Consider the following 25,920-nt stretch of genomic DNA (forward strand, 5'->3'; position numbering starts at 1 on the left):
CACTGCGATGGACGCAGATCATTCCGGTCGATTTTTGACCGATGCAACGAGCCGCAACCCGAGTCTATTGATCACGATCCAGAGCCACCACGGGTTCGGGCCTTCTCTTTGAAAGGAGACCCTACGCGGGTCGCTCTGGCGCGGCGTTGAAAACGCCGCTAGAACGCCGCAACACCGCATTTTCGCGATACCCGCGACACCACTCGGAAACCAGATCCATGTTGATGGCCACCTTGCTGAGCGCCCCCACCGCGCGCACTCTCGACGCCGCACTCGTCACCGCGTTGCGCGATGCCTGGGGTGGCGGAGAGATCCGCTGGCTCGCCCCGCAGGAGGCAGCCGAGTTTGCCCTGCCTCACATGCCCGACAACCGTTGGGAGGTTTGGGAGAGCCTGCAAACGCAGGGCGTCGATCTGGCGGTGCAGCCTGCGGAGGGACGGCGCAAGGCGATGTTGCTGGCGGATATGGACAGCACCATGATCCAGCAGGAATGCATCGACGAGCTTGCGGAGGAGGCCGGCGTCGGCGAACGGGTCAAGGACATCACCGCCCGTGCCATGGACGGCGCACTCAATTTCGAGGAGGCGCTGCGGGCGCGGGTCGGGCTGCTCAAGGGGCTGGCCTCCGATACCATCCAGAAGGTGCTGGCAGAACGGATCACCTATATGCCCGGCGGCTCCGTACTGCTGGCGACGATGAAGGCGGCGGGCGCCCATGCGGCGCTGGTCTCGGGCGGGTTTACCGATTTCACCGCAACGGTCGCGGCGACGCTCGGGTTTGACGAGCACCGGGCCAATACGCTGCTGCACGATGGCCGCGCGCTGTCGGGCGACGTCGGTCTGCCGATCCTCGGCAAGCAGGCCAAGGTCACCGCGCTGGAAGAGATCACCGCGCGGTTGGGTCTCTCAGATGAGGACGTGCTGGCCGTCGGCGATGGTGCCAATGATCTCGGTATGCTGCACCGCGCGGGGATGGGCGTCGCCCTGCACGCCAAACCCAGCGTGGCCGCGCAATGCGAGTTGCGGATCAACCACGGTGACCTGACGGCTCTGCTGTTTTTGCAGGGCTACTCAGCGGCGGAATTCGCTGCCTGATCAGCTGAGCGTGACGGCGGGCCGGACCCACCCTGTGCGCACATCCCGGCGGTTGGTGATCGGCGCGTTCATGCGTTTCAGCGTCGCGGGATGCGTCGCCTCCAGCGCGCCAAGCTTCACGAGGATCGCCGCCATGGCACATTCGGACGCGCGGGTCGTACCATCGGTGATCTTGAGCGCGACACCCAGCCCGCGCTCGGGCAGGATGGCGGTAAAGAACCCCTCCGCCCCGGTCTTGATCGCCACACGCCCGTCCATCGCCTGCATCAGCTCGGTACAGGCACGCCCGTCACCCGCCACCAGATCAGGGTGCAGGCGCATGGCTTCGTGCAACTGAGCCTCCGGGCTGCCCTCGGGTGCGGCAGCGAAATGCGCCATCGCGCGGGCCATCGCCCGGAGAGTTGTCGCGTAATTGGGGGCAGAGCAGCCGTCGATGCCGAACCCGGGGCTGCTCTCTCCCGTGACCGTCTCGAACGCCTCCAGACAGGCGCGCTGCACGGGATGATCCGCCTCGATGTATTCGGATCCTGCGTTCAGGTGCCGGGCCAGCGTCAGGAACCCAGTGTGCTTGCCCGAGCAGTTGTTGTGCATCTGGCAGGGCGGCGCATCGCCCCGGATCAGCGCCTCGCGCGCGGGGCGGTTGTCAGGCATCTGAGGGCCGCAGCGCAGGGCATCGTCCGCACGACCGAGCGTTTTCAGCCATGTCTCTACCCGGTCCGTATGGATCGCTGCCCCATTGTGCGATGCGCAGGCCAGCGCCAGTTGCTCGGTCGAGAGCCGCGCCGCCCTCGCCGCACCGGAGGTGATCAGCGGCAGCGCCTGGATCATCTTGGCCGAACTGCGCGGCAGCACCACCGCCTCCGGATCCCCCCATGCGTGCAGGATCTGCCCGGCCGCATCGCAGACCACCGCATGACCGCTGTGCATGCTTTCCAGAAAATCGCCGCGCCAGATTTCGACCATGGGAGCAGGCTGCGTCATCTCGTTCCTCAATTATCTGGCAGAAACCTGCTAATCAGCCTTTCGGGCCTCGCGGCTTTTGCGCTATTATGCCACTTGTCGAGAACAAAGACGGGTCTTGCAAGAGAGCGGGTCGAAAAAGACGCGCCGGGCGGGAACACCGCGAATTGAGGTCACATACGGCTGGAGGCTGTAGGCATGCGAATTTTACAAAAATGGATGGCGGGCATTTCCGCTCTGGCGCTGGCCGGGATGACAACGCAGGCACTCGCCCAGGCAGAGAGCAGCAATCTAGTCGCGGAAAAGACGGATTGGGCCGTCTACGAGGACAGCGACCCCAAGGAATGCTGGGCGGTTTCGGTGCCTACGCAGTCAGTCATAACAGTCGACGGGCGCGTGGAAGACCGGTCCCGGGGAGATGTTCTGTTGATGGTTTTTTACCGTCCGGACGCGGGAGCGAATGCTCAGGTCACGTTCACCGGTGGGTACCCATTCGCAGATTCCTCTAACGTCAGAGTGGCGATCAGCGGCAGCACCTATGAGATGTTCGTCGATGGCGAATGGGCCTGGCCTGCCGACACGTCAGCGGATGCGCAGATTGTCACGGCCATGCGCCGGGGTGCGCAGGCAGTGGTGACCGGGCAGTCGAGCCGTGGGGCCACAACCACAGACACGTTTTCGCTGTTGGGCTTTACCGCAGCGCTGGAAGAGGCACAGACCCGCTGCGCCAGCTGACCCCTTAACGCTGGTCCGCCTTTCTCTTTTGATCCTGACACAATCCCCTATATAGAGCGCGGGCAGCGCACCCTCCGGGGCGCGCGCGCCCGTGCCCTATGGTTCGGGCCGCCACCGGACGCGCTGGTCGCGTCTTTTCGCACTGTCAGGAGCTTTTCATGTCTGCCCAGGCGCCGATCACGCAAGACGTACATACGATCCCGCGTAAACTGCCCGAGGGACCGGTCAACCTCGTCGGTCTGACGCGCGAGGCGATGCGGGACGCCTTGATTGACGCAGGTGTGCCCGAGAAACAGGCGCGCATGCGCACGGGTCAGATCTGGCAGTGGATCTATCAATGGGGCGTGCGCGACTTCGACGCAATGACCAACCTCGCCAAAGGCCTGCGCGCGGATCTGCGAGAGCGCTTTGTCATCGAGATCCCGGAGGTCGTTTCCAAACAGGTGAGCAGCGACGGCACCCGCAAATACCTCGTGCGCATCGCGGGCGGTCATGAGGTGGAGGTCGTCTATATCCCCGAGGAGGGGCGCGGCACGCTCTGTGTCTCCAGCCAGGTCGGCTGTACGCTGACCTGCTCATTCTGCCACACGGGCACCCAGAAATTGGTCCGCAACCTGACGGCGGCAGAGATCATCGGCCAGGTCATGATGGCCCGAGACGATCTGGGCGAATGGCCCGAGATGGGCGCGCCAAAGGACGAAACGCGGTTGCTCAGCAACATCGTTCTGATGGGGATGGGCGAGCCGCTATATAACTTCGAGAACGTGCGCGACGCAATGAAGATCGCCATGGACGCGGAAGGCATCCAGCTGAGCCGCCGCCGCATCACACTCTCAACGTCGGGTGTCGTGCCGGAGATCGCGCGCACCGCACAGGAAATCGGCTGCCAGCTGGCGGTGAGCTTTCACGCGACCACGGATGATGTCCGTGACAAGCTCGTCCCCATCAACAAGCGCTGGAACATCGCGGAGTTGCTGGACGCCCTGCGCAGCTACCCCAAAGTGTCGAACTCAGAGCGGATCACCTTTGAGTATGTGATGCTCGACGGTGTGAATGACAGTGACGTGGACGCGCACCGGCTGATCAAGCTGATCGAGGGCATCCCGGCGAAGATCAACCTGATCCCGTTTAACGAATGGCCCGGCGCGCCCTACAAACGGTCGTCGAACAACCGCATCCGCGCATTCGCCAACATCATCTATCAGGCGGGCTACGCATCGCCAATCCGCACGCCGCGGGGCGAAGACATCATGGCCGCCTGCGGTCAATTGAAGTCTGCCACAGAGCGGTCGCGCAAGTCCCGCCGCCAGATCGAGGCCGAAGCGGGCATCGGCTCCAGCTGATGAAGCGACGGGATCTTCTGATCTTGGGCGGGGCCGTGGGACTGACAATGGCGGTACCGCCCCTGCTGAGACGCGACCCGCCGTTGCAGTTCGAGGAAATTCCCGGCGCTCCGGGCTTTCGTCGTCTGGTTCGTGATAACGTTCCCGCGGCCCCTGATCTATTCGCAGGCATCGTGACCCCGACGGAAGAAGCTGCGATGGTCGATCTGCCCGAAGACATCTGCCCGCTGATCTTCGGTGAATTGGCCGATGTGGCACAAGTGCCCGTCGCGGTCTTCAGCGATTATTACTGTCCCTATTGTTCAGTTTTGGATGCACGGCTTGCCCGGATGAAGGCCGAGGGGTCTCCCATCCGACTGATGTTCCATGAATTACCGATGCTGGGCGATCGTTCCATTCGTGCGGCGCGACTGGCGCTTGCCGCGGCGCGTCAGGGTGATCACACGACCCTGCATCTCGATCTGATGAAACGTACAATCAAACCGGGCGCGGCTGGTGTGGCGGATATCGCCCGTCGGCACAATCTCGATGAGGCGCGTCTTCGGAAAGATATTGTCAGTGAAGATGTTGAGCAGCAGCTTCAGACGTCTCTCGCCCTCGGACGCCGACTTGAGATCCCGGCGACACCCGGGATGGTCATCGGACGCACCGTGGTGATCGGTGCGCTGCCGGAGGAGGTCTTGGCCAATATCATCGAGCTTGAAAGTGACCGACCTACATCGGTCTGTGCCTGACGGCTATTCAGTCCGACCGGGGCACACTCAACCGTTTGCCGCGATAAATCGCGTCAGTGACGCCGCCCCTCGGCCATTCCCTGCGCCATACCGTGCATGAACGCAGCTGCTAGTGGGGGCATGTCGCGCGTATCAGGCGCTTCTGGCACTTTCTGCGATGAAGTCTGCGTGGTCTCGCTGGTCGTTCCGCGAGCGGCGACCATAAAGATCAGACCAAGACCCAGATACCCTCCGCCCATGATTGCACTGGCGGTGATTGCGTCCGTCACGGTCAGTAGAAACATGAGTAAGGACGCGCTGAAAAAGCCCAGCCCGACGATACTCATCAATGCGCCGAGACCACCCAGTGCAAAGCGTTGGGCCGTCTCGCGCAGCTTTGTTCGAAATCGCGTCAGCATCTCAGTGACGACGTGCTGCCAGCAATCCGACAAGAAAACCAACGCCAGCGGCAATCCCAACCGACATTGCAGGTTGCTGCCGCACCGTGTCCTCGGCCTTAAGATACGCCATCTCCGCTTCGTTGCGGATCTGATGGGCGGTATCTGACGCTTTGGCTTGCGCCGTCTTGGCGGCGGCCTCAGCCGATGCGCTCATGTCCTTGACCGAACCGGCCGCCCGCTTCTTTGCTTCGTCTGTTTTGTCCTTGGCAAGATCGGCCATCAGATTTGTCAGCGCTGCGATGTCCTGTTTGATGGTGTCGATCTGTGCCGTGACGTCGGTGAGTTCGGTTTTCCCGTTTGTGCGTGCCTGTGCCATGCGGTTCTCCTATCTGTTTGCTAAGCCCCCGGGGCTCAATGGATGTGGCTGACCATCAAACGCCGTCGTCCGGGGATTGGTTCCGCAATTGGTACTGCTATGTGGATGGAATCACCGCCGTCGCCTCGATCTCGACCAGTGCCGCGTCTTCGATCAGGTCGGCGACGACGACCATGGTCATGGCCGGATAGTGTCGCCCCAGCAGCTCTCGGTAAGCGGCTCCGATCTCACTTTGCCGGGCGAGGTAGTCGCGTTTGTCCGTCACGTACCAGGTCAGCCGGGTGATATCCTGCGGCTGTCCGCCTGCTTCCTCTACCACTGCCACGATATTGCGCAGCGCCTGGGTCATCTGGCCGATGAAATCATGGCTTTCAAACACCTGCTGCGCGTTCCAGCCGATCTGACCGCCCACGAAAAGATGCCCCTCGGGTGTCAGAACGCCGTTGGCATAGCCCTTTGCAGGGGCCCATCCGTCTGGTGCGATGATGCGGTGTGACATGACGGGTCCCTTCAGCTGTGGCCTGCGCGCAGACGAAAGCGCTGGATCTTGCCGGTCTGGGTCTTCGGAAGACCGTCGGTGAACCGGATGGAGCGCGGATATTTGTAAGGCGCGATGGTGGCCTTGACGTGCTCTTGCAGGCTCTGGGCGGTCGTGACATCCGCAGGCCAGCCCTCTGCCAGCACCACATGGGCCTCAACGATGTGGCCGCGCGCGTCGTCCGGCACACCGATGACGGCGCATTCGACCACCGCCGCATGGGCGAGCAACGCCGCCTCAACTTCGGGCCCCGCGATGTTGTAGCCCGCCGAGACGATCATATCGTCGTTGCGCGCGGCAAAGTGCAGATACCCATCGTCGTCCATCACAAAGGTATCGCCGGTGATGTTCCAGCCGTTCTGCACATACGCTCCCTGCCTGTCGTCGGCCAGATAGCGACACCCGGTCGGCCCCCGCACCGCGAGCCGTCCGGGGCTGCCGCGCGGCACCTCCGCGCCCGCTTCGTCCAGCAAGCGCACCTCGTAGCCCGCGACTGGCTTGCCCGTACAGGCAGGTTTGTGATCATCAAAGCGGTTGGAAATGAAGATATGCAGCATTTCCGTCGCGCCGATCCCGTCGAGCATGGGCTTGCCGGTGCGGTCCATCCACTCGTCATAGACCGGGCCGGGCAGCGTCTCTCCGGCAGAGACGGCGGCCCTTAGGCTGCTGAGATCGGCGCCCTCATCCATCGCCCGCATCATCGCGCGGTAGGCCGTGGGCGCGGTAAAACAGACCGTTGCGCGGTATTTCTCGATGATCTCGACCATATTGGGAGGCGAGGCCGCCTCCAGCAGTGTCGCCGCCGCCCCGAACCTCAGGGGAAAGATCGCAAGGCCCCCCAGCCCGAACGTAAAGGCGAGGGGTGGCGAGCCGACAAAGACATCCTCGGGCGTGACCTTCAGCACCTCGCGCGCATAGCCATCCGCAATAATCAGCAGATCGCGGTGAAAATGCATCGTGGCCTTGGGGCTGCCCGTGGTGCCGGAGGTAAAGCCCAAAAGCGCCACATCGTCCCGCCCCGTCGGTACCGCCTCGAACTGCACGGGCTTTTCCAGCGCCAGCCGATCCAGTTCCGCATGGTGGTTGGAGGTGCCGTCGAACCCCACCACAGATGTCAGAAAGGCTGATCCCTTGGCGCAGGCCACCATCTCCTCCATCAGCCGCGTATCGCAAAGCGCGTGGGCGATCTCTGCCTTGTCCACGATCTGGGAAAGCTCGCCAGCGCGCAGCATCGGCATTGTGTTGACCACGACGGCGCCCGCCTTGGTCGCGGCCAGCCAGCAGGCCACCATCGCAGGATTGTTGGCCGAGCGGATCAGGACGCGGTTGCCGGGTTGGACCTTCAGATCTTCCGTCAGCACATGGGCCAGACGGTTCGTCCAGTCCGACAGCTCCTTGTAGGTGCGCCTGCGCCCGTTCCCGATAAGCGCGGTGCGGTCGCCAAACCCCCGTTCGACCATCGCGTCAGTCAACTCGACGCCCGCGTTCAGCCGTTCGGGGTAGTCGAAGCCCTTCAGCAGAAAGTCGGGTTGCGCCGCGGCGGGTGGCAGATTGTCCCGCGTGAAGCTGTCGATATGTGCGCTCGGGCCCAGCATGGCTCAGTCATTGGCCTCGGGCGGCAGGAAGTCGACGTCATGCTGGGCGGAGATACGCGCGGCTTCTTCGGGATCGCTGAGGTTGTGCAGCTGATCAAAGAGATCCTTGAGCTTGCCCATCGGCGATACCCAGAAGAGCGCGCGGCACGGTTTGTCGGATTTGTTGAAATAGCCGTGCGGCACGCCGCGGGGCATGCGGACCACATCTCCGGGGTAGGCCTTGCTCCACACTCCGTCGAGTTTCAGGTCCAGCTCACCTTCCTGCACGAGGATGAATTCATCCTGAGTGGCATGGACATGAACGGGCACGAAATCGCCCGGTTTGGAATTGGTCTCAAAGGCAAAGCTGCTGTCGCATATGCTTTTGGGGAAGTACGCCTGCCCGAGGATGTTCCATTCGGTGCCGTCAAAGCCTGTGCCGTTCTGCGTGATGCCTTTTTCGAGGTCTGTCATGGTCAACTCCCTTTGGGTTCGGTGGTATGGGCGCCCATGGTCTGGCGCGCGATGATCACCCGCTGCACGTCGGAGGCACCTTCGTAGATACGTAGCGCGCGGATGTCTCGGTAGAGCTCTTCGACCTTCTGACCCTTGCGCACGCCGTCACCGCCGTGCAGCTGGACGGCCGTGTCGATGACCCGCTGCGCCTGATCGGTGGAGAAGAGCTTGGCCATCGCGGCCTCTCGGGTGACACGCGCGTCGCCGCTGTCCTTGGCCCAGGCGGCGCGGTAGATGAGCAGCGCGCTTGCATCCACATCCACTGCCATATCCGCGATGTGCCCCTGCACCATCTGCAGATCAAAGAGCGGCGCGCCCTGAACATGGCGTTCCGTGACCCGGGTCAGCGCCTCGTCCAGCGCCCGGCGGGCAAAGCCCAGTGCCGCCGCTGCCACGGACGTCCGGAACACATCGAGCACCGACATGGCGATGCGAAAACCCGCACCGCTTTCGCCGAGAAGGGCGGTATCGGGGATGCGGCAATCGTCGAAGCGCAGGGTGGCCAACGGATGCGGCGCGATGGTTTCAAGCCTCTTTGTCACCGTCAGCCCGGGCGTGTCCGCGGGCACGACGAAGGCCGAAAGCCCCTTGGCCCCCGGCGCGTTCCCGGTGCGGGCAAAGACGGTGTAGACATCCGCGATACCGCCATTGGATATCCAGGTCTTTTCGCCCTGCAGCAGGTAGTCATCCCTGTCGCGCGTCGCCGTCATGGTCGCGTTGGCCACGTCCGAACCAGAGGCTGGTTCGGTCAGGGCAAAGGCGGAGATCGCCTCGCCCCGCCGCACTTTGGGCAGCCATTCCGCCTGTTGCTCCGCCGTGCCGAAAAGCGAGATCGCGCCGGTCCCCAGCCCCTGCATGGCAAAAGCGAAGTCAGCCAGACCGTCGTGGCGCGCCAGCGTTTCCCGAATGAGGCAGAGCGTCCTCACATCAAGCCTGCCCCCAGATCCGGGCGCAACTGCCGCATGTTCGAGCCAGCCGCCCGCACCAAGGGCCGTGACCAGATCCCGGCAGGCCTGATCGGTGTCGGTATGATTGACACTCAGCCCCGCGGCGAAATCCTCCAGCCGTTCGGCCAGCGCACGGTGGCTGTCGTCAAAAAACGGCCATGTCAGGAACGTGCGGTCCGCCATCAATCCCCCTCGAACACCGGTTTTTCCTTGGCGACAAAGGCGTGATACGCCCGTTCGAAATCGCCAGTCTGCATGCAGATCGCCTGCGCCTGTGCTTCTGCCTCGATGGCCTGTTCGATGCTCATCGACCATTCTTGCGCCAGCATTGTCTTGGTCATCATATGGCCAAAGGTCGGACCGGCGGCGAGCCGTTCGGCCAGAGCGCGCGCGTCAGTGTCCAGATCATCGGTCAGGGAATTGTAGAAGCCCCAGGCGTGGCCTTCCTGTGCCGTCATCGAGCGCCCGGTATAGAGCAGTTCCGCCGCACGACCCTGCCCGATGATCCGCGGCAGGATCGCGCAGGCACCCATGTCACAGCCCGCGAGCCCCACGCGGGTGAACAGGAACGCCGTTTTCGCGGTGGGGGTGGCGATGCGCAAATCAGCGGCCATGGCGATGATCGCGCCCGCGCCGACGCAGATGCCATCGACCGCGGCGATGACGGGCTTGCCGCAATTCACCATCGCCTTGACCAGATCTCCGGTCATCCGGGTAAAGCGCAACAGCTCCTTCATGTTCATGCCGACCAAGGGCCCGATGATGTCGTGCACATCACCCCCGGAGGAGAAATTGCCTCCGTTCGAGGCGAAGACAACGACGTCGATGTCCTCGGCATAAGCCAGATCGCGGAACCAGTCGCGCAACTCGGCGTAGCTGTCGAAGGTCAGAGGGTTCTTGCGGTCGGGCCGGTCCAGCGACACTGTGGCGATGCGCCCCGTGATCTCGCAGCGGAAATGTTCCGGTGTGCTACCCATGGTCGGCGCCCTCCTCCCGCACGGTCAACGCAACCTCCAGCGTATCGGCCAGCTGGCGGCTGTCGCAGGCGTCCAGACCGCCCAAAAGCTCGCTGACCCATTGCTCGTGAACGCAGGCTTGCCGTTCGAACTCCGCCACCCCTGCCTTGGTCAGCCGCACCCGGGCCGCACGCCGGTCACCGGGCACGGCCTCGCGCAGCACGAGCGCATCCTCGGTCAGCCGGTCGATGATGCCGGTGACATTGCCATTGGAGACCATCAGCATCCGTGACAGCTCGCTCATCTTCATGCCCTTAGGATTGCGGTGCAACGCCGCCATCACGTCGAACCGCGGCAGCGTCGTGCCGAACTGAACCCGCAGGCGTTCGCGTAACTCCGCCTCTATCAGGCGGTTGGTCTTGAGCAGCCGCAACCAGAGCCGCAGATGCGCTTTGGAGGCAGGGATTTCGTCTGGCAGATCCTGCGGTCTCATATCTCGCCCCCCGATACCGACAGCGCGTGGCCGTTGACCATCGCCGCCCCGGGCGAGGCCAGAAACAGCGCGGTGGCCGCGACTTCTTCGGTGCTGATCAGGCGCCCGACGGGATTGTTTGACACGACCATGGCCTGCGCCGCCTCAGCATCCAGGCCCCGGTTTGCCATGACACTTTGCACCGCAGCTTCGGCCATCGGTGTGTCCACGAACCCAGGACAGATGGCGTTGCAGGTGATGTCTTTGTGCGCGACCTCCTGCGCCACCGACCGCACCAGCCCCAGCACACCGTGCTTGGACGCCGCATAGGCCGCGATGCGCCCGCCACCCTTGAGCGCCTGGGTAGAGGCGATGGCAATCAGGCGACCGCCCGCTGGCATGTCGCGCAGCGCCGCGCGAAAGGTCAAAAACGTGCCGGTGAGGTTGATGGCCAGCGTATTGTTCCACTCCGCCAGACTGACCTCTGCGAGCGGGGCCGCACGGCCCACACCTGCATTGGCGATCACCACGTCGAACGGCCGATCAAAGAGCGCCTCCACCGCCGCTTCATCGGTCACATCGGCGGTCTTGCAGATCATGCCGTGTGCGCCACTGGTTTCCTCCAGCGCGTCCATACGCCGTCCGGTGATCGTCACCTCCGCACCGTCCTGCGCAAAGGCACGCGCGATACCCCGCCCGATGCCGGAGCCGCCGCCGGTAACCAGAATCCGCCTCATACCCCGGCCTCCGCGTCGCGATCCGCCAGCCGCCAGAGTTGGTCGCGCCCGGCCTCATAGGGCAGGGGCCAGCGCTGGTGCCGGTCGCCGATCTGCGCGCCGGCTCGGAGGGTCCAGTAGGGGTCCGTCAGATGCGGGCGGGCGAGGCAGACCAGATCGGCGCGCCCCGCCATCAGGATGGAGTTCACGTGATCCGCCTCGAAGATGTTGCCCACCGCCATGGTCGCGATGCCCGCCTCGTTGCGGATCCGGTCCGAGAAGGGCGTCTGAAACATGCGCCCGTAGACGGGTTTGGCCAGCGTGGAGGTCTGCCCGGCGGAGACGTCGATGATGTCCGCACCCGCCGCCTGGAAGGCACGCGCAATCTCCACCGCATCCTCGGGGGTGATGCCGCTCTCGCCCACCCAGTCATTGGCGGAGATGCGCACGGACATCGGTTTTGCCTTGGGCCAGATCGCGCGCACGGCCCCGAACACCTCCAGCGGATAGCGCAGACGGTTTTCTAATGTGCCGCCATAAGCGTCCGTCCGGATGTTCGACAGCGGAGAGATGAAGGACGACAGCAGATACCCATGTGCAGCGTGTAGTTCGATCATATCGAAGCCTGCCCTGTCGGCCATTTGGGCTGCTGCAACGAAATCCTCGCGCACTGCGTCCATGTCGTCCCGCGTCATGGCGCGAGGCGTTGCGTTTTCCTCCGACCATGGGAGGGCGGAGGCTGAGATCAGATCCCAGTTGCCCTCCGCCAGCGGTGTATCCATCCCCTCCCAGCCGAGGTTGGTGGACCCTTTCCGCCCGGCATGACCGATCTGGCAACAGATCTTTGCGCCCGTCTCGCGGTGCACGAATGCCGTCAGTCGTCGCCATGCGGCCTCATGCTCCGGCGCGTAGAGTCCGGGGCAGCCCGGCGTGATCCGCCCGGTCGCCGATATGCAGGTCATTTCCGTATAGATGAGCCCCGCGCCGCCCTTTGCCCGCTCGGCGTAATGGGCGAAATGCCAGTCCGTGGGGCAACCATCCTCGGCTTTGTACTGCGCCATGGGTGAGACCACGATGCGGTTCTCCAGCGTCATCTCGCGCAACTTGAAGGGTGCGAACATGGGCGCGCGCACTGGCTCTGGCGCAGCACCCGCCTGAACCTGGAGCCATTGCTCGGCGCTCCGCAGCCAATCGGGATCGCGCAGGCGCAGGTTCTCGTGGCTGATGCGCTGGCTGCGGGTGAGCAGGGAATAGTTGAACTGCACCGGATCCAGCCCGAGATAGCGCTGCACGTCCTCGAACCACTCCAGCGAGTTGCGGGCCGCCGATTGCAGGCGCAGCACCTCGACGCGGCGGTCCTCCTGATAACGCGCGAAGGCCTGTGGCAGATCGGCCTCCTCTGTCACGCAATCGGCCAGTGCGATGGCACTTTCCAGCGCGAGCTTGGTGCCAGACCCAATGGAGAAATGCGCCGAGGCCGCCGCATCGCCCATCAGCACGATATTCTCGTGGCTCCAGGTCTCGCAGAGCACGCGGGGGAAGTTGATCCACGCAGAGCCGCGAATATGATTGGCGTTGCTCATCAGCGCATGACCGCCCAGATGCTCTGCAAAGATCTCCTCGCAAACCGCGATGCTGTCGGCCTGGCTCATCTCTCCGAAACCGTAAGCGTTCCACGTCTTCTCATCGGTCTCCACGATGAAGGTCGCCGTATCTGCATCGAACTGATAAGCGTGCGCCCAAAGCCAGCCCTTGTCTGTCTCCTCGAAGATGAAGGTGAAGGCGTCGTCGAATTTCTGGTGCGTGCCCAGCCAGACGAACTTGCAGGCGCGCATGTCGATCTGTGGTTTGAAGCGGTCCTCGAACGCCCCCCGCGCGACGGAGTTCAGCCCGTCCGAGGCGACCACGATACCATAGTTCGCCGCAAACGCCGCGACGCTGTCCACGGTATGCTCGAACACCAGTTTCACACCCAGTTCGCGCGCGCGGTCCTGCAAGAGCAACAGCAGCGTCTTGCGCCCGATCCCGCAGAACCCATGGCCCGTCGACAGCTGCCGCGACCCCCGGTAATGCACGGCGATATCGTCCCAGTAGGCAAAGTGATCTCGGATCGCCTTGGCGCTCACAGGATCGTTCTGCATCAGCCGGTCGAGCGTTTCGTCCGACAGCACGACACCCCAGCCAAAGGTATCGTCGGGCTTGTTCCGCTCGAACACGGTCACATCCACGTCAGGCTGCCGCAGTTTCAGGGAAATCGCGCAGTAAAGGCCTGCCGGTCCGCCCCCCAGACATGCAACGCGCATTCGCAGAGTCTCCCGTTGATTGCTTTCCTGACAGCCTATGAGGGCACCTAAACTATTTCAAGTCTGAAATTTTAAGCTTGAAATATATAGCCAGTCGCTCTTGAATGCCGGCACACAGTGGGCCACCGTGGTCAGCGCGGGCGAGCCCAGCCTCAGCAAGAGTAAACCGATGACCGATGCCTTTGATCCCGAAGAAGACGGCGCGCAGATGTCCTTTGCCAAGGACATGACATACGGTGATTACCTCGGCATGGATGGCCTGCTGGCTGCGGCACAACCGTTGTCGAACGCCCATGACGAGATGCTCTTTATCGTGCAGCACCAGACCTCCGAGCTGTGGATGCGGCTCGTGCTGCACGAGCTGACCTCCGCCCGGGTGCTGATGCTGGAGGGGCGCACCCAGGAGGTTTTCAAGATGCTGTCTCGGGTCGCGCGGATCTTTGAGCAACTGAACAACGCATGGGATGTTCTGAGGACCATGACGCCGAGCGACTACACCGCCTTTCGCGACGATCTGGGGCAGTCATCGGGGTTTCAGTCGCACCAGTATCGGCTGATCGAGTTCATTCTGGGCAACCGCAACCGGGCCATGATGAAAGTGCACGAGCACCGGACAGAGCTGCACCGCATGCTCACCCATGAGCTGACGCAGCCCTCGCTCTACCACGCGGCACTGCGCCTGCTGGAGACGGAGACAGACAGCCGGTTCGATCCCGCGTGCTATCGCATGGACGCGCCGCATCAGGCGGACCCCGCGATCATGGAGGCCTGGAGCCACATCTACCGCGACCCGCAGGCGCATTGGACCCTCTATGATCTGGCGGAAAAGCTGGTGGATCTGGAAGACTACTTTCGCCGCTGGCGGTTCAATCACGTCACCACGGTCGAGCGGATCATCGGTTTCAAACGGGGCACTGGCGGGACCAGCGGCGTGACTTATCTGCGACGGATGCTGGAGGTCGAGCTATTCCCGGAACTATGGCACCTGCGCGGAGGACTGTGATGACCCTGCCCCTCAAACATTTTTTCGAGCTGCCCGAGGGTATCTTGTACCTCGACGGAAACTCTCTGGGCCCGTTGCCGAAAGGGGTCGCCGAAAAGGTGCAGGCGGCCGTCATGCAGGAATGGGGCGAGACGCTCATCGGTGGCTGGAACCAGTGTGGCTGGATGGCGCAGCCCGGTCGGGTCGGCGACCGGGTGGGCCGTCTGATCGGCGCGCCTGAGGGCAGTGTGGTGATGGGCGATACGCTCTCGATCAAGGTGTTTCAGGCGTTGGCAGCCGCCTTGGCGATGCGCCCGGATCGGCGGGTGATCCTGTCGGATACGGGCAACTTTCCCACAGATCTCTATATGGCCGAGGGGCTGATCGCCCTGAAGAACGCGGGCTACACGCTGCGGACGGTCGCCCCGGAGGACGTGGCGGATGCCATAGACCACCAAACCGCCGCCGTGATGCTGACGGAAGTCGATTACCGCACCGGGCGCAAACATGACATGACAGAGATCACCCGCCGGGCGCAGGACGCGGGCGCTGTGATGATCTGGGATCTGGCCCATAGCGCCGGGGCGCTGGAGGTCGATCTGACCGCTGCCGGATGCGAGTTCGCCGTGGGCTGCACCTACAAGTACCTCAACGGTGGACCGGGCGCGCCTGCGTTCATCTACGTGCGCCCGGATCTGACCTTGAAGGTGGAACCGGCGCTGGCGGGCTGGCTGGGACATCGCGCGCCCTTCGACTTTGATCCCAGCTACACGCCCGCGCCTTCTGTCGAGCGGATGCGCGTCGGCACACCGCCCGTGTTGCAGATGACCGCGCTGGAAGAGGCGCTGAAGCTCTGGGACGATGTGGATATGGCGGAACTCCGCCAGACCTCACTGGCACTGTCGGAGATGTTCATCGCAGAGGTCGAGGCCGGTTGCCCGGACCTGCAGCTGGTCAGCCCCCGGGATGGCGCGCAGCGCGGCTCTCAGGTGTCCTTTGCGTTTGAGCATGGCTACGCGGCCATGCAGGCGCTCATCGCGCGCGGCGTGATCGGGGACTTTCGCGCGCCGGACGTGATGCGCTTTGGCTTCACGCCGCTCTATCTGGATGAAAACGACGTCCGCGCTGCCGCCGCGATTCTGACAGAGGTGATCCGCGACGGCCTGTGGGATGACCCGGCCTATCAGCGGAAAGGCGCGGTGACGTGAAACGGCGCCTCTGCATTGATGGGAATTCTCTCTATTGTTAACTTGATCACATATTGTACGACGGCTTTTGATTACCAGAGACATTCCAGGCCAGAACGGCCTTCATTGACCAGTATCGGCAAAACAGCTTAAGCCGGGCCCGATGGGGCCTTAGGGTGTGGGCAACAGACCGTGTTGGCACGCTGTGCCGGCGCATCGAACGGACGGGTGAGACGGATGCAGACTTCGATCATAAAAGCGGGCCGCAAAGAGCTGCGCCGCGTGCGCAAGCGCAGCCGTGGGCTTTACTGGGCAGTGGGGCTGTTCAGCCTCTTTGCCAACCTGCTGATGTTGACCGGGCCGCTCTACATGCTGCAGGTCTACGACCGGGTGCTGTCTTCGGGGTCGCAGGAAACGCTGCTGGCGCTCTCGATGATCGTGATTTTCATGTACGCGATCATGGGGCTGATGGAATATGTCCGAGGCCGGGTGATGGCCCGTGTGGGTGCGCGGTTCCAGGATGCGCTGGATCGCCGGGTGTTCGACGCGGTGGTCCGCAAGTCGGTTGTCGCTCCGGACGTGAAAACAGAAACCGGGCTGGCGGATCTGGAATCGGTGCAGCGGCTGATGACCTCGCCGGTGCTGATGGCTGCATTTGATCTGCCGTGGACACCGGTGTTCTTTGCCGGAATTTTTCTGTTTCACCCACTGTTGGGCTATTTTGCGGTCTGCGGTGCTGTGGCACTGATCCTGATCGCGCTGGCCAACCAGCTGCTGTCGCGCGAGCCGCAGGCCAGCGCCAGCCACGCGGGCCATGTGGCCACGCAGATGTCCGATCAGATCCGCAAGGAATCCGAGATGGTGCAGGCCATGGGCATGCGCGATGCAGCCTTCGCCCGCTGGCAAAAGGCCCGCGGGCATTCCCTCAGCCGTCAGATGGAGGCGACGGATGTTACCGGTGTGTTCACCTCCCTCACCAAGACACTGCGGCTTTTGCTGCAATCGGCCATGCTGGGCATCGGTGCCTATCTGGTGCTACAGGGCGAGATGACGGCCGGTGCGATGATCGCGGGCTCTATCCTGCTGGGCCGCGCGTTGGCCCCGGTGGAACTGGCGCTCAATCAATGGCCGATCGTGCAACGCGCGATGAAGGGCTGGGAAAACCTCAGCGAGCTGCTGGGAGCCGTCCCCGAAGAACAGGAGCGCACGCCGCTGCCAGTGCCCAAGGCAAACCTCTCCGTCAAAGTGCTGAGCGTGGTGCCGCCGGGTGAGCGTACGCCGTCGCTCAAATCCCTGTCGTTCGAGGTAAAGCCCGGGCAGGCGGTGGGTGTCATTGGTCCCTCCGGTGCGGGTAAATCGACCCTCGCGCGGGCGCTCACCGGCGTGTGGGCACCTACCGCGGGGTCCATCCGGCTCGACGGGGCGACGTTGGCGCAATACCCGCCGCATGTGCTGGGTAAGCACATCGGGTATCTGCCCCAGCGGGTGCAGCTGTTTGATGGTACGATCGCCGACAACATCGCCCGGCTTGAAGGCACACCGGATCCGGCAAAAGTGGTGGAGGCTGCTCAAAAGGCGGCAGCGCACCAGATGATCCTCGATCTGCCCAACGGCTATGACACCATCGTGTCGGCGGCCCAGTCACGGCTGTCGGGCGGTCAGATGCAGCGCATTGGCCTTGCGCGCGCGCTCTACAGCGATCCGGTTCTGGTGGTGCTGGATGAGCCGAACTCCAACCTCGACAACGATGGCAGCAACGCGCTGAATGCCGCCATCCGGGGTTTGAAGCAAAAAGGCAGCTCCGTCTTGATCATGGCCCACCGGCCCGCCGCCATTCAGGAGTGTGACACGCTGCTGGTGCTGGATCAGGGCGCGCGCACCGCGTTCGGGCCCAAGGATGAGGTGCTGAAAGGCATGGTCAAGAACCACAAGCAGATCAAGAAAGCCACCGCAGGAGGTGTGTCATGAGCGAGACATCCGATTGGTCCGCCCGCAAACCGCTGATCCTGGGGTTTCTGGGGCTTATCGCGCTGGTGGGTGGCTTTGGAACCTGGGCGGTCCTGTCTCAGATCTCGGGCGCCGTGGTCTCCTCCGGCCGGTTCGAGGTGGATCGCAACCGCCAGATCGTCCAGCACGAAACGGGCGGGACGGTGGCCGACATTCTGGTGGATGAAGGCGATACCGTCGCCGCCGGTGACCTGCTGCTGCAGCTCGACGGTGCTCAGCTAACCTCTCGTCTGGTGATCGTGGAGGACCAGCTTTATGAGCTGAAGGCCCGCCGTGCCCGGCTGGAAGCGGAGCGTGACGAGGCGGACGCCCTGGACCTTGACGATGATCTTCTGGAGGCGGGCAAGCTCGATGTGGATGTGCAGGAGCTGATCACCGGGCAACGGAACCTCTTCAACGCGCGCCGCGATTCGGTCGCGCAGGAAATCGACCAGCTCTCCAAACGTGCCAGCCAGATCCGCAGTCAGATCGTCGGCATTGAGGCGCAGGAAGTATCGCTGTCCAAGCAGCTCGACCTGATTGAACTGGAACTGGCAAACCAGCAGTCGCTGCTGGAACGCCAGCTGACCCAGGCGGGCACGGTCCTCAGCCTGCAGCGCGAATCCGCACGGCTCAACGGTCAGCTGGGAGAGCTGGCGGCCTCCAAGGCGCAGGCGGAGGGGCGCATCACCGAGATCGACATCGAACGGCTCAAGCTGTCCACCGGCACGCGCGAGGAGGCGATCACGCAGCTGAGGGATCTGCGCGCGCGCGAGCTGGAACTGGCGGAGCAAAGCAATGCCCTGCGGGAGGAAATCGACCGCCTGGGCATCCGAGCGCCTGTCTCTGGCGTGATCTACGGGATGCAGGTGCGCACACCACGCTCGGTCATTCGTGCTGCGGAACCGGTGATGTTCCTCGTGCCGCAGGATCGGCCTCTGGTGATCGCGGCGCGGGTCGATCTCATCCATATTGACCAGCTGGTGGCGGGTCAGGACGTTACCTTGCGGCTCTCGGCACTGGATCAGCGCACCACGCCGGAGCTCTTCGGCAGTGTGACCCAAATCTCCGCCGATGCGTTTGAGGATGAGGCAACAGGACAAAGCTATTACCGCGCCGAAATCGTGCTGAACGAGGGCGAGGCCGACAAGCTGGCCGAAGGTACCGTGCTGATCCCCGGCATGCCGGTGGAAGCCTATATCAAGACGGGTGACCGTACGCCGCTCGCGTATCTGGTCAAACCGCTGACCGACTACTTCGTCCGGGCCTTTCGCGAAAGCTGAGCAGCGCTTCGGCGATGCAGGGTTTTTCGAAAACCCTGTTGTAACCCCCGCTCGAGCGGGGGTGGCTGCCTGGCAGCGTCAGCGCTGACTATCCCGTAGGCGCTGACACAAGGTTTTTCGAAAAACCTTGTTCCGCGCGCCGTGATCGCAGTCAAACGGATCCTTCTCGCTGGCTTAGCCTTATTAACTTTACCGACCCGGAATGCTGTCGCGTGCCGGAAGGTCCTGCCAAGTCTCGATGAGCCGCACTGCCTCGGCAGCGTCATCGACAAAACGGAACAGCGACAGATCCTCCTGCGAGATGGTGCCCGCATCGGCCAGTGCGTCCCAGTCGAGGATCCATTCCCAGAACGCCTTGCCAAAAAGCAGGACAGGCACCGGCTGCATCCGCCCGGTCTGGATCAGCGTCAGCGTTTCGAAAAGCTCGTCCAAGGTCCCGAACCCGCCGGGAAAGACGCAAATCGCCCGCGCCCGCATCAGGAAGTGCATCTTGCGCAGGGCAAAGTAGTGGAAGTTGAAACATAGCTCGGGCGTGACATAAGCGTTGGGCGCCTGCTCGTGGGGTAGCACGATGTTCAGCCCGATGGACTTGCCGCCTGCCTCCTGTGCGCCGCGGTTGCCGGCCTCCATCACGCCGGGCCCGCCGCCGGTGACGACGACGTTCTCGCGCCCGCCGGTCTCCAGGCTCTGGAGCGTCATCAGCCGCGAGAATTCCTGCGCGACGGTGTAGAACCGCGACAGATCCGCCAATGTCTTTGTGCGCGCCTCGTCCTTTCGGTCGGGTGCGGGGATCCGTGCGCCGCCGAACAGGACGATGGTGCTGGTGATCCCTTGGGCGTCCAGCATCATCTCTGGCTTGAGCAACTCCAGCTGCAGCCGGACAGGGCGCAGCTCCTCCCGGCACAGGAAATCCTCATCGGCAAAGGCCAGACGGTAGGCCGGTGCGCGGGTTTGCGGCGTATCGGGAACCTCTCGCGTTGCCGCACGGTCGGTCGGCGCATCGCGCAGGGGATGGCGGGGTCGGTTCATCTGACAGTCTCCGATTGGCTCTTTTCCGGCAGGGGCGCATGTTGTGGCACAAGTTGCAATTGAATTGATTTAGATTTCACGAAAGGCGTGTGCATTTCGCGGCACCTCAAGCCAACGCCGTTGAAGCTTTGGCCCGGCGAGGATAGAAGCGGCAAAATCATTTCGGATCGGAGCCATCATGTCCAACGCCCAGCTTGAAACCGCCATCGAAGCCGCATGGGACGCGCGCGACACCATCACGCCGACCACAGGCGGCGAAACACGCGAGGCCATCGAGGAGACGCTGGCAGCGCTCGACAGCGGGACACTCCGCGTGGCGGAGCCTCGCGACGGCGGGGATTGGCACGTGAACCAATGGGCCAAAAAGGCGGTGCTCTTGGGGTTCCGGATCAAGGACATGGAGATCCAGCCCGGTGGCCCGCAGGGTGGCGGCTGGTGGGACAAGGTGGACAGCAAGTTCGCGGGCTGGGGTGACAATCAGTGGAAGGCCGCCGGTTTCCGGGCCGTGCCCAACTGCGTGGTGCGCAAATCGGCCTATATCGCGCCGGGCGTGGTGCTGATGCCCTCCTTTGTGAACCTCGGCGCCTATGTGGACAGCGGCACCATGGTGGACACTTGGGCGACGGTTGGTTCCTGTGCCCAGATCGGCAAGAACGTGCACCTGTCGGGCGGTGTCGGCATCGGTGGCGTGCTGGAGCCGATGCAGGCTGGCCCCACCATCATCGAGGACGATTGTTTTATCGGTGCGCGGTCCGAAGTGGTCGAAGGGTGCATCGTGCGCGAAGGCTCGGTGCTGGGCATGGGTGTTTTCATCGGCAAATCCACCAAGATCGTGGACCGTGAGACGGGCGAGTTCACCTATGGCGAAGTGCCCGCAGGCTCGGTCGTGGTGGCAGGATCCATGCCGTCGAAGAACGGCGTGAACCTTTACTGCGCGGTGATCGTCAAGAAGGTGGATGCGCAGACCCGTTCCAAGACCTCGATCAACGAACTGTTGCGCGACTGACGGGCGATGGCCAACCCGAAAAAACCCTCTCGCCAGCAGGTCTATACGCTGGTCGTACAGATCGGTCGCAAGGCCGGGGATGGCCTGCCCGAGGGGGCGAGCGGTGCGGGGCTCGTGGTTTTTGCCAGCGGTGTGGACGAGGCCGAAGCCGTGCGCGAGACGGTCGCCGTGCTGAAACAGGCGGAGACGGCGCCGCTGGATGTCACGGGCTATGGCACGCTGGCCGAACGGCAGGCCGAAGGTCATGAGATCAGCGAAGAAGAACAGGGTCTGATGCAGCGCGCGCTTGATGAAAACGCCGTCATAATCGCGCAGATGGAGCCCTTTTACGGCGACGCGCCCGACCCGGACGCGACCCTTCAGTGAACCGAAAGGCAGCGATATGACCTCGACAGACCCTGTGAGCCTGACAGCTGATCTGGTGCGCTGCGCCTCGGTCACTCCCGCGGACGAAGGGGCGCTCGATGTTCTGCATGATCTGTTGAGCGGCGCCGGGTTCGACTGCGCCTGGGCCGATCGGGGCGGTATCCGCAACCTCTTTGCCCGTTGGGGGCCGAAGGGTCACGCGCGGACCTTCGGGTTCAACGGTCACACGGATGTGGTGCCCGTGGGAGATGAGGCCGCCTGGACCAAGCCGCCCTTTGGGGCCGAGATCCACGATGGTGTGCTCTACGGGCGCGGGGCCACGGATATGAAATCAGGTGTTGCAGCATTCGCGGCGGCTGCTGTCGATCTGGTGACGCTGTCGCCCCCCGATGGTGCCGTGATCCTCGCAATCACCGGTGATGAGGAAGGCGACGCGACCGATGGTACCACCGCTCTGCTGGCGCATATGGAGGATATGGGCGAACGGATGGACGTCTGCCTGGTGGGTGAGCCGACCTGCCCCGACACCATGGGCGAGATGATCAAGATCGGGCGGCGCGGGTCGATGTCCGCCTGGATCCGGGTCATCGGGACGCAAGGCCACGCTGCCTACCCGCACCGGGCGCTTAATCCGCTGCCCGCGATGATGCGGCTGATGGACCGGCTGGCAAGCCACCAGCTGGATCAGGGCACGGAACACTTTGACCCGTCGACGCTGGCCGTTGTCACGGTCGACACCGGCAATCCAGCCACCAACGTCATCCCGGCGGAGTGTCGCGCGACCGTCAACATCCGCTTTAACGATACCCATAGCGGTGCCTCGTTGACCACGTGGATCGAGCAGGAGATCGCCCGGATAGAGGCAGAGTTCGGTGTGCGTACCGAGCTCAAGGTCAAGATCTCCGGTGAGAGCTTCCTGACCCCGCCCGGCGCGCTTTCGACCCGCGTTGCAGACGCGATCAAGGCCGAGCTGGGCGTGACACCGGTACTGTCCACCAGCGGCGGTACGTCGGATGCACGCTTCGTCAAGGACCACTGCCCTGTGGTGGAGTTTGGCCTTGTCGGGCGGTCGATGCATCAGGTGGACGAACATGTGGAGATCGCCCATATCCGGCAGTTGAAAGCCGTCTACGGGCGCATTCTGGCCGATTATTTCGCGTGAGCTTGCGGATCGAACAGACCCGCGACATCGCGACCTGCCAGCGGTTACGCGCAGAGGTGTTCACCGGGGAACAAGGCGTGTCCGAGGCGGATGAGGTCGATGGGCGCGACGGCGACGCGCTGCATCTGTTGCTGTGGGAAGGCGACTGTGCCCAGGGCACGGCCCGTATGCTGATCCTGGACGACACTGCCAAGATCGGACGGGTGTGCATCCTGGCCGAAGCGCGTGGCAGGGGGCTGGGGGCTGCGCTAATGCGCGCGGCGCTGACACTGGCGCGCAACCAGCCGGGTGTGACACGCGCCAGGCTTGGCGCGCAGCTCTCCGCGCTGACCTTCTACGAAGCGCTCGGGTTCACGGCAGAAGGCCCGGTCTACGATGATGCCGGGATCGACCACCGCGATATGGTCCGGGATTTGTGAAACCCTGGCTCGTCATCATGTTGAAGGAACCTCGCCCGGGCCGGGTAAAGACACGGCTGGGGCGCGACATCGGGCTGGTCCCCGCCGCCTGGTGGTTCCGCCATCAGGCCGGGTCACTCATCCGCCGCCTGCAGGACCCCAGATGGGATCTAGTGCTCGCGGTCAGCCCCGACCGCGAGGGGATGCTGAGCCGTGTCTGGCCCGCGCATCTTCGCCGGATGCCGCAGGGCCGCGGCGATCTGGGGGAGCGCATGGCGCGTGCTTTGAGATGCGGGCACGGGCCGGTATGTATCATCGGCGCCGATATCCCCGGCATCCTGCCCGCTCATATCGCGCGGGCCTTCACCGCTCTGGGGGGCGCGGATGTGGTCTTTGGCCCTGCGCCAGACGGTGGCTACTGGCTGATCGGGTCACGGCACCCGCGCTGTCTGCCGTCGACGCTCTTCAAGGGCGTGCGCTGGTCGACGGAACATGCGCTCGACGATACGGCGGCCAGCCTTGGCAATGCCCGCGTCGCCTATGTGGATGTTTTGCGCGACGTGGACGAGGCCCGCGATTTGACCATGACGGCACCGGGTGCGCGTGCTACCTGAGGGGGTATGAACCGCATCCCCACAAAACCCGAAATCCTCGACTGGATCAGCGAAAACCCGACCCAGACGGCGAAGCGCGATATCGCCAAGGCCTTTGGAATCAAGGGCGCGGCACGGATCGACCTGAAACGCGTGCTCAAGGAACTGGAGGCCGACGGGCATCTGGAAAAGCGCAAGCGCAGTTACCGGGACCCGGACCGTCTGCCGCCGGTCAGCGTGCTGCAGGTGACGGGACCGGATGCGGATGGAGATCTTTTTGCCAAACCGATGGAATGGCACGGCGACGGGGTGGAGCCTGTGGTGATCGTGGTGCCGCGTGCCTCGGATCCTGCACTCGGTGCAGGCGACCGCATTCTCGCACGGTTGACGCTGATCAAGGGCGAGGAGCATCACTACGAGGCGCGGCTCATTCGCCGCATCGGTACTAACCCGCGCCACGTGCTCGGTGTTTTTCGCAAGACGGCCGAAGGCGGTCGAATCCTGCCGGTGGACAAGGGCTCCGACAAGGAATGGCAAGTGCCCGAAGGCGCGACCCACGGTGCGCAGGACGGCGAGCTGGTGCAGGCAGAGCTGGCTGGTCCCAAGACCCGCATGGGCCTGCCGCGCGCGCGCATCACCGAACGTCTGGGCGATCCCTCTGCGGCGCGTGCGGTATCGCTGATCGCGATCCACCAGCACGGCATCCCCGACAGCTTTCCCGATGACGTGATGTCGGAGGCGGACCGCGCCGAACCGCTCGGCCTTAAGGGCCGGGAGGATCTGCGCGACCTGCCGCTGATCACCATCGACCCGTCCGACGCCCGAGATCACGACGATGCCTGCTATGCCCATGCCGACGAGGATCCGGCGAACGAAGGCGGTCACGTTGTCTGGGTCGCCATTGCCGATGTGGCCGCCTATGTCACGCCCGGCTCCGCGCTGGATCGGGAGGCGCGGCTGCGCGGTAACTCCACCTATTTTCCCGACCGTGTGGTCCCGATGCTGCCCGATCGTCTGTCAGGGGACCTTTGTTCCTTGCACGAAGGGGTGCCGCGCGCCTGTATCGTAGTGCGCATGGTTCTTGATGCGGACGGCAACAAGCTGGGGCACGCGTTCCATCGCGGGCTGATGCGCTCGCCCGCGTCACTCCACTACGAGGAAGTGCAGGCTGCAATCGACGGCGCACCTAACGACCGCTGCGGGCCACTGTTGGAGCCAGTGCTAAGGCCCCTTTACGCAGCATACGAAGCGCTTGCCGCTGCCCGCGAAAGACGCCAGCCGCTGGATCTCGACCTGCCGGAACGGCGCATCGTGCTGGATGACGCAGGGCAGGTGACGTCCGTCCAGTTCAAGGACCGGCTGGATGCGCACCGGCTGATCGAGGAATTCATGGTGCTGGCGAACGTCTGCGCCGCAGAGACGCTGATCGCCAAAAAGACCCCGCTGCTCTTTCGGGTGCACGAGGAGCCGAGCGCCGAGAAGCTCGACGCGCTGCGCGAAACCGCTAAGGCAAGCGGCTATGCATTGGCCAAGGGGCAAGTGCTGAAGCCCGCGCACCTGAACCGGCTGTTGCACGAGGCCGCGGGATCGGACGAGGCGGAGCTGATCAACATGTCCACCCTGCGCTCCATGACGCAGGCCTACTACGCGCCGCAGAACCTCGGCCATTTCGGGCTGGCGCTGGCGCGCTACGCGCATTTCACCTCCCCCATCCGGCGCTACGCCGATCTGGTCGTGCACCGGGCGCTGATCAGCGCGCACGGTTGGGGCAAGGACGGCTTGCAAGGCGTCGATGAAGACGAGCTGACCACCACGGGCACCCATATCTCGGACACCGAGCGCCGCTCCATGATCGCGGAGCGTGATACCACCGACCGCTACATGGCGGCGTATCTGAGCGAACGGGTGGGCAACGAATTCGAGGGACGGATCAGCGGCATCGCCCGTTTTGGCATCTTTGTGAAGCTTGATGAAACTGGTGCCGATGGTCTGGTGCCGATGCGCGCCATCGGACAGGAGTATTTTCACCACGACGCTGAGACCAATAGCCTGATGGGGGCCGATACCGGCCTGACGATTCGGCTGGGTCAGCGGGTCACGGTCCGCCTGGCCGAGGCGCTGCCCACCACCGGTGGCATCGCGTTGGAGCTCTTGTCGCTGGAAGGGGAGGCGCTGCCGCAGGGGCGCGTGTCTCCCGCGGGGCGCACGCCGCGGCGGGGTCGGCCCAAGCCGCGGCGCAAAACCGACAAGGCCAAGCGCAAGCTCAAGCGCAGCCGCAGCTAGG

At 63.8% G+C, this 25,920-nt stretch carries 26 protein-coding genes; 14 read left to right on the forward strand and 12 right to left on the reverse strand.

The genetic code is table 11. The features are described 5' to 3' along the window. The first annotated feature begins 218 nt into the window (after positions 1 to 218). Entirely contained in the window at positions 219 to 1,094 is an 876-nt protein-coding gene (gene serB / locus Q1A53_RS15515) for a phosphoserine phosphatase SerB (RefSeq protein ID WP_299968518.1), read from the forward strand. On the opposite strand, the gene Q1A53_RS15520 is transcribed toward serB, so the two are convergent. After that, positions 1,095 to 2,075, reverse strand: a complete 981-nt coding sequence (locus Q1A53_RS15520; RefSeq protein ID WP_299968520.1) for an asparaginase — start codon at positions 2,073 to 2,075, stop codon at positions 1,095 to 1,097. Between the two features lie 177 nt (positions 2,076 to 2,252). Here Q1A53_RS15520 and Q1A53_RS15525 point away from each other — a divergent pair, with 177 nt between their 5' ends. The 3 genes from Q1A53_RS15525 (at position 2,253) to Q1A53_RS15535 (ending at position 4,866) form a co-directional block, all read left to right on the forward strand. Then, positions 2,253 to 2,789: an invasion associated locus B family protein gene (locus Q1A53_RS15525; RefSeq protein WP_299968522.1), complete on the forward strand. Its 537-nt coding sequence runs from the start codon at positions 2,253 to 2,255 to the stop codon at positions 2,787 to 2,789. Positions 2,790 to 2,947: 158 nt separating this feature from the next. Continuing rightward, positions 2,948 to 4,132 carry a 23S rRNA (adenine(2503)-C(2))-methyltransferase RlmN gene (gene rlmN, locus Q1A53_RS15530; RefSeq protein ID WP_299968524.1) on the forward strand — a complete coding sequence of 395 codons (1,185 nt, stop codon included), beginning with the start codon at positions 2,948 to 2,950 and terminating at the stop codon, positions 4,130 to 4,132. Then, complete coding sequence (locus tag Q1A53_RS15535; RefSeq protein ID WP_299968526.1) at positions 4,132 to 4,866, forward strand: DsbA family protein; 735 nt, start codon at positions 4,132 to 4,134, stop codon at positions 4,864 to 4,866. Before rlmN ends, Q1A53_RS15535 begins: the two co-directional genes overlap by 1 nt. Positions 4,867 to 4,919: 53 nt before the next feature. Here Q1A53_RS15535 and Q1A53_RS15540 read toward each other — a convergent pair whose 3' ends face one another. The 10 genes from Q1A53_RS15540 to Q1A53_RS15585 all read right to left on the reverse strand — a co-directional run bounded on the left by Q1A53_RS15540 (position 4,920) and on the right by Q1A53_RS15585 (position 13,644). Next, positions 4,920 to 5,324, reverse strand: a complete 405-nt coding sequence (locus Q1A53_RS15540; protein ID WP_299968528.1) for a hypothetical protein — start codon at positions 5,322 to 5,324, stop codon at positions 4,920 to 4,922. Then, complete coding sequence (locus Q1A53_RS15545) at positions 5,266 to 5,622, reverse strand: DUF883 domain-containing protein (RefSeq protein ID WP_299968530.1); 357 nt, start codon at positions 5,620 to 5,622, stop codon at positions 5,266 to 5,268. Before Q1A53_RS15545 ends, Q1A53_RS15540 begins: the two co-directional genes overlap by 59 nt. Before the next feature lie 97 nt (positions 5,623 to 5,719). Continuing rightward, a complete protein-coding gene (locus Q1A53_RS15550) occupies positions 5,720 to 6,121 on the reverse strand; it encodes a RidA family protein (RefSeq protein WP_299968532.1) in 402 nt (133 codons plus the stop codon). An 11-nt stretch (positions 6,122 to 6,132) separates the two neighbouring features. Further along, a complete protein-coding gene (locus tag Q1A53_RS15555) occupies positions 6,133 to 7,755 on the reverse strand; it encodes an AMP-binding protein (protein ID WP_299968534.1) in 1,623 nt (540 codons plus the stop codon). 3 nt (positions 7,756 to 7,758) lie between these two features. Then, entirely contained in the window at positions 7,759 to 8,208 is a 450-nt protein-coding gene (locus Q1A53_RS15560) for a cupin domain-containing protein (RefSeq protein ID WP_299968536.1), read from the reverse strand. Between the two features lie 2 nt (positions 8,209 to 8,210). Continuing rightward, positions 8,211 to 9,380 (reverse strand): acyl-CoA dehydrogenase family protein, encoded by a 1,170-nt coding sequence (locus tag Q1A53_RS15565; protein ID WP_299968538.1) that lies wholly within the window; start codon positions 9,378 to 9,380, stop codon positions 8,211 to 8,213. After that, a complete protein-coding gene (locus Q1A53_RS15570; RefSeq protein WP_299968540.1) occupies positions 9,380 to 10,174 on the reverse strand; it encodes an enoyl-CoA hydratase family protein in 795 nt (264 codons plus the stop codon). The genes Q1A53_RS15565 and Q1A53_RS15570 overlap by 1 nt, the downstream gene beginning before the upstream one ends. Beyond that, entirely contained in the window at positions 10,167 to 10,646 is a 480-nt protein-coding gene (locus tag Q1A53_RS15575) for a MarR family transcriptional regulator (RefSeq protein ID WP_299968542.1), read from the reverse strand. Before Q1A53_RS15575 ends, Q1A53_RS15570 begins: the two co-directional genes overlap by 8 nt. After that, positions 10,643 to 11,362 (reverse strand): SDR family NAD(P)-dependent oxidoreductase, encoded by a 720-nt coding sequence (locus Q1A53_RS15580; RefSeq protein WP_299968544.1) that lies wholly within the window; start codon positions 11,360 to 11,362, stop codon positions 10,643 to 10,645. Before Q1A53_RS15580 ends, Q1A53_RS15575 begins: the two co-directional genes overlap by 4 nt. Then, the gene (locus Q1A53_RS15585; protein WP_299968546.1) at positions 11,359 to 13,644 is read right to left on the reverse strand and encodes a bifunctional salicylyl-CoA 5-hydroxylase/oxidoreductase; all 2,286 of its coding nucleotides are present in this window, start codon (positions 13,642 to 13,644) and stop codon (positions 11,359 to 11,361) included. The genes Q1A53_RS15580 and Q1A53_RS15585 overlap by 4 nt, the downstream gene beginning before the upstream one ends. A 169-nt stretch (positions 13,645 to 13,813) precedes the next feature. Here Q1A53_RS15585 and Q1A53_RS15590 point away from each other — a divergent pair, with 169 nt between their 5' ends. The 4 genes from Q1A53_RS15590 to Q1A53_RS15605 all read left to right on the forward strand — a co-directional run bounded on the left by Q1A53_RS15590 (position 13,814) and on the right by Q1A53_RS15605 (position 19,082). Continuing rightward, complete coding sequence (locus Q1A53_RS15590; RefSeq protein WP_299968707.1) at positions 13,814 to 14,647, forward strand: tryptophan 2,3-dioxygenase family protein; 834 nt, start codon at positions 13,814 to 13,816, stop codon at positions 14,645 to 14,647. Continuing rightward, positions 14,647 to 15,834: a kynureninase gene (gene kynU / locus Q1A53_RS15595; RefSeq protein ID WP_299968548.1), complete on the forward strand. Its 1,188-nt coding sequence runs from the start codon at positions 14,647 to 14,649 to the stop codon at positions 15,832 to 15,834. The genes Q1A53_RS15590 and kynU overlap by 1 nt, the downstream gene beginning before the upstream one ends. 216 nt (positions 15,835 to 16,050) lie before the next feature. After that, complete coding sequence (locus tag Q1A53_RS15600; protein WP_299968550.1) at positions 16,051 to 17,781, forward strand: type I secretion system permease/ATPase; 1,731 nt, start codon at positions 16,051 to 16,053, stop codon at positions 17,779 to 17,781. Then, on the forward strand, positions 17,778 to 19,082 hold the full coding sequence (locus tag Q1A53_RS15605) for an HlyD family type I secretion periplasmic adaptor subunit (RefSeq protein ID WP_299968552.1): 1,305 nt from the start codon (positions 17,778 to 17,780) through the stop codon (positions 19,080 to 19,082). The genes Q1A53_RS15600 and Q1A53_RS15605 overlap by 4 nt, the downstream gene beginning before the upstream one ends. Before the next feature lie 189 nt (positions 19,083 to 19,271). On the opposite strand, the gene Q1A53_RS15610 is transcribed toward Q1A53_RS15605, so the two are convergent. Beyond that, positions 19,272 to 20,111, reverse strand: a complete 840-nt coding sequence (locus tag Q1A53_RS15610) for a TIGR00730 family Rossman fold protein (RefSeq protein ID WP_299968555.1) — start codon at positions 20,109 to 20,111, stop codon at positions 19,272 to 19,274. A 178-nt stretch (positions 20,112 to 20,289) separates the two neighbouring features. On the opposite strand from Q1A53_RS15610, the gene dapD reads away from it, so the two are divergent. From dapD to rnr, 6 genes are read left to right on the forward strand one after another with little or no spacing between them, the layout of a single operon-like run. Further along, positions 20,290 to 21,117 (forward strand): 2,3,4,5-tetrahydropyridine-2,6-dicarboxylate N-succinyltransferase, encoded by an 828-nt coding sequence (gene dapD / locus Q1A53_RS15615; RefSeq protein WP_299968557.1) that lies wholly within the window; start codon positions 20,290 to 20,292, stop codon positions 21,115 to 21,117. A gap of 6 nt (positions 21,118 to 21,123) precedes the next feature. Next, positions 21,124 to 21,483 (forward strand): hypothetical protein, encoded by a 360-nt coding sequence (locus tag Q1A53_RS15620; RefSeq protein ID WP_299968561.1) that lies wholly within the window; start codon positions 21,124 to 21,126, stop codon positions 21,481 to 21,483. 16 nt (positions 21,484 to 21,499) lie between these two features. After that, entirely contained in the window at positions 21,500 to 22,645 is a 1,146-nt protein-coding gene (gene dapE / locus Q1A53_RS15625) for a succinyl-diaminopimelate desuccinylase (RefSeq protein WP_299968563.1), read from the forward strand. Next, positions 22,642 to 23,064 carry a GNAT family N-acetyltransferase gene (locus Q1A53_RS15630; RefSeq protein WP_299968565.1) on the forward strand — a complete coding sequence of 141 codons (423 nt, stop codon included), beginning with the start codon at positions 22,642 to 22,644 and terminating at the stop codon, positions 23,062 to 23,064. Before dapE ends, Q1A53_RS15630 begins: the two co-directional genes overlap by 4 nt. Continuing rightward, positions 23,061 to 23,657, forward strand: a complete 597-nt coding sequence (locus Q1A53_RS15635; protein ID WP_299968567.1) for a TIGR04282 family arsenosugar biosynthesis glycosyltransferase — start codon at positions 23,061 to 23,063, stop codon at positions 23,655 to 23,657. Before Q1A53_RS15630 ends, Q1A53_RS15635 begins: the two co-directional genes overlap by 4 nt. Before the next feature lie 6 nt (positions 23,658 to 23,663). Further along, positions 23,664 to 25,919, forward strand: coding sequence for a ribonuclease R (gene rnr, locus Q1A53_RS15640; RefSeq protein WP_299968569.1), 2,256 nt, complete (start codon positions 23,664 to 23,666; stop codon positions 25,917 to 25,919). Position 25,920: the final 1 nt, after the last annotated feature.

Source organism: uncultured Roseobacter sp., assembly GCF_947496515.1.
Taxonomy (GTDB): Bacteria; Pseudomonadota; Alphaproteobacteria; order Rhodobacterales; family Rhodobacteraceae; genus Roseobacter.

Excerpts from the sequence above, each read along its gene's own strand:
- Q1A53_RS15565 (WP_299968538.1), bottom strand. The coding sequence starts at position 9,380 with ATGGCGGACCGCACGTTCCTGACATGGCCGTTTTTTGACGACAGCCAC.
- Q1A53_RS15605 (WP_299968552.1), top strand. The coding sequence starts at position 17,778 with ATGAGCGAGACATCCGATTGGTCCGCCCGCAAACCGCTGATCCTGGGG.
- Q1A53_RS15560 (WP_299968536.1), bottom strand. The coding sequence starts at position 8,208 with ATGACAGACCTCGAAAAAGGCATCACGCAGAACGGCACAGGCTTTGAC.
- Q1A53_RS15520 (WP_299968520.1), bottom strand. The coding sequence starts at position 2,075 with ATGACGCAGCCTGCTCCCATGGTCGAAATCTGGCGCGGCGATTTTCTG.
- rnr (WP_299968569.1), top strand. The coding sequence starts at position 23,664 with ATGAACCGCATCCCCACAAAACCCGAAATCCTCGACTGGATCAGCGAA.
- Q1A53_RS15575 (WP_299968542.1), bottom strand. The coding sequence starts at position 10,646 with ATGAGACCGCAGGATCTGCCAGACGAAATCCCTGCCTCCAAAGCGCAT.
- kynU (WP_299968548.1), top strand. The coding sequence starts at position 14,647 with ATGACCCTGCCCCTCAAACATTTTTTCGAGCTGCCCGAGGGTATCTTG.
- Q1A53_RS15590 (WP_299968707.1), top strand. The coding sequence starts at position 13,814 with ATGACCGATGCCTTTGATCCCGAAGAAGACGGCGCGCAGATGTCCTTT.
- Q1A53_RS15570 (WP_299968540.1), bottom strand. The coding sequence starts at position 10,174 with ATGGGTAGCACACCGGAACATTTCCGCTGCGAGATCACGGGGCGCATC.
- Q1A53_RS15585 (WP_299968546.1), bottom strand. The coding sequence starts at position 13,644 with ATGCGCGTTGCATGTCTGGGGGGCGGACCGGCAGGCCTTTACTGCGCG.
- Q1A53_RS15620 (WP_299968561.1), top strand. The coding sequence starts at position 21,124 with ATGGCCAACCCGAAAAAACCCTCTCGCCAGCAGGTCTATACGCTGGTC.
- Q1A53_RS15580 (WP_299968544.1), bottom strand. The coding sequence starts at position 11,362 with ATGAGGCGGATTCTGGTTACCGGCGGCGGCTCCGGCATCGGGCGGGGT.
- Q1A53_RS15610 (WP_299968555.1), bottom strand. The coding sequence starts at position 20,111 with ATGAACCGACCCCGCCATCCCCTGCGCGATGCGCCGACCGACCGTGCG.
- Q1A53_RS15550 (WP_299968532.1), bottom strand. The coding sequence starts at position 6,121 with ATGTCACACCGCATCATCGCACCAGACGGATGGGCCCCTGCAAAGGGC.
- serB (WP_299968518.1), top strand. The coding sequence starts at position 219 with ATGTTGATGGCCACCTTGCTGAGCGCCCCCACCGCGCGCACTCTCGAC.
- dapD (WP_299968557.1), top strand. The coding sequence starts at position 20,290 with ATGTCCAACGCCCAGCTTGAAACCGCCATCGAAGCCGCATGGGACGCG.
- Q1A53_RS15600 (WP_299968550.1), top strand. The coding sequence starts at position 16,051 with ATGCAGACTTCGATCATAAAAGCGGGCCGCAAAGAGCTGCGCCGCGTG.
- Q1A53_RS15525 (WP_299968522.1), top strand. The coding sequence starts at position 2,253 with ATGCGAATTTTACAAAAATGGATGGCGGGCATTTCCGCTCTGGCGCTG.
- Q1A53_RS15555 (WP_299968534.1), bottom strand. The coding sequence starts at position 7,755 with ATGCTGGGCCCGAGCGCACATATCGACAGCTTCACGCGGGACAATCTG.
- dapE (WP_299968563.1), top strand. The coding sequence starts at position 21,500 with ATGACCTCGACAGACCCTGTGAGCCTGACAGCTGATCTGGTGCGCTGC.
- rlmN (WP_299968524.1), top strand. The coding sequence starts at position 2,948 with ATGTCTGCCCAGGCGCCGATCACGCAAGACGTACATACGATCCCGCGT.
- Q1A53_RS15545 (WP_299968530.1), bottom strand. The coding sequence starts at position 5,622 with ATGGCACAGGCACGCACAAACGGGAAAACCGAACTCACCGACGTCACG.
- Q1A53_RS15535 (WP_299968526.1), top strand. The coding sequence starts at position 4,132 with ATGAAGCGACGGGATCTTCTGATCTTGGGCGGGGCCGTGGGACTGACA.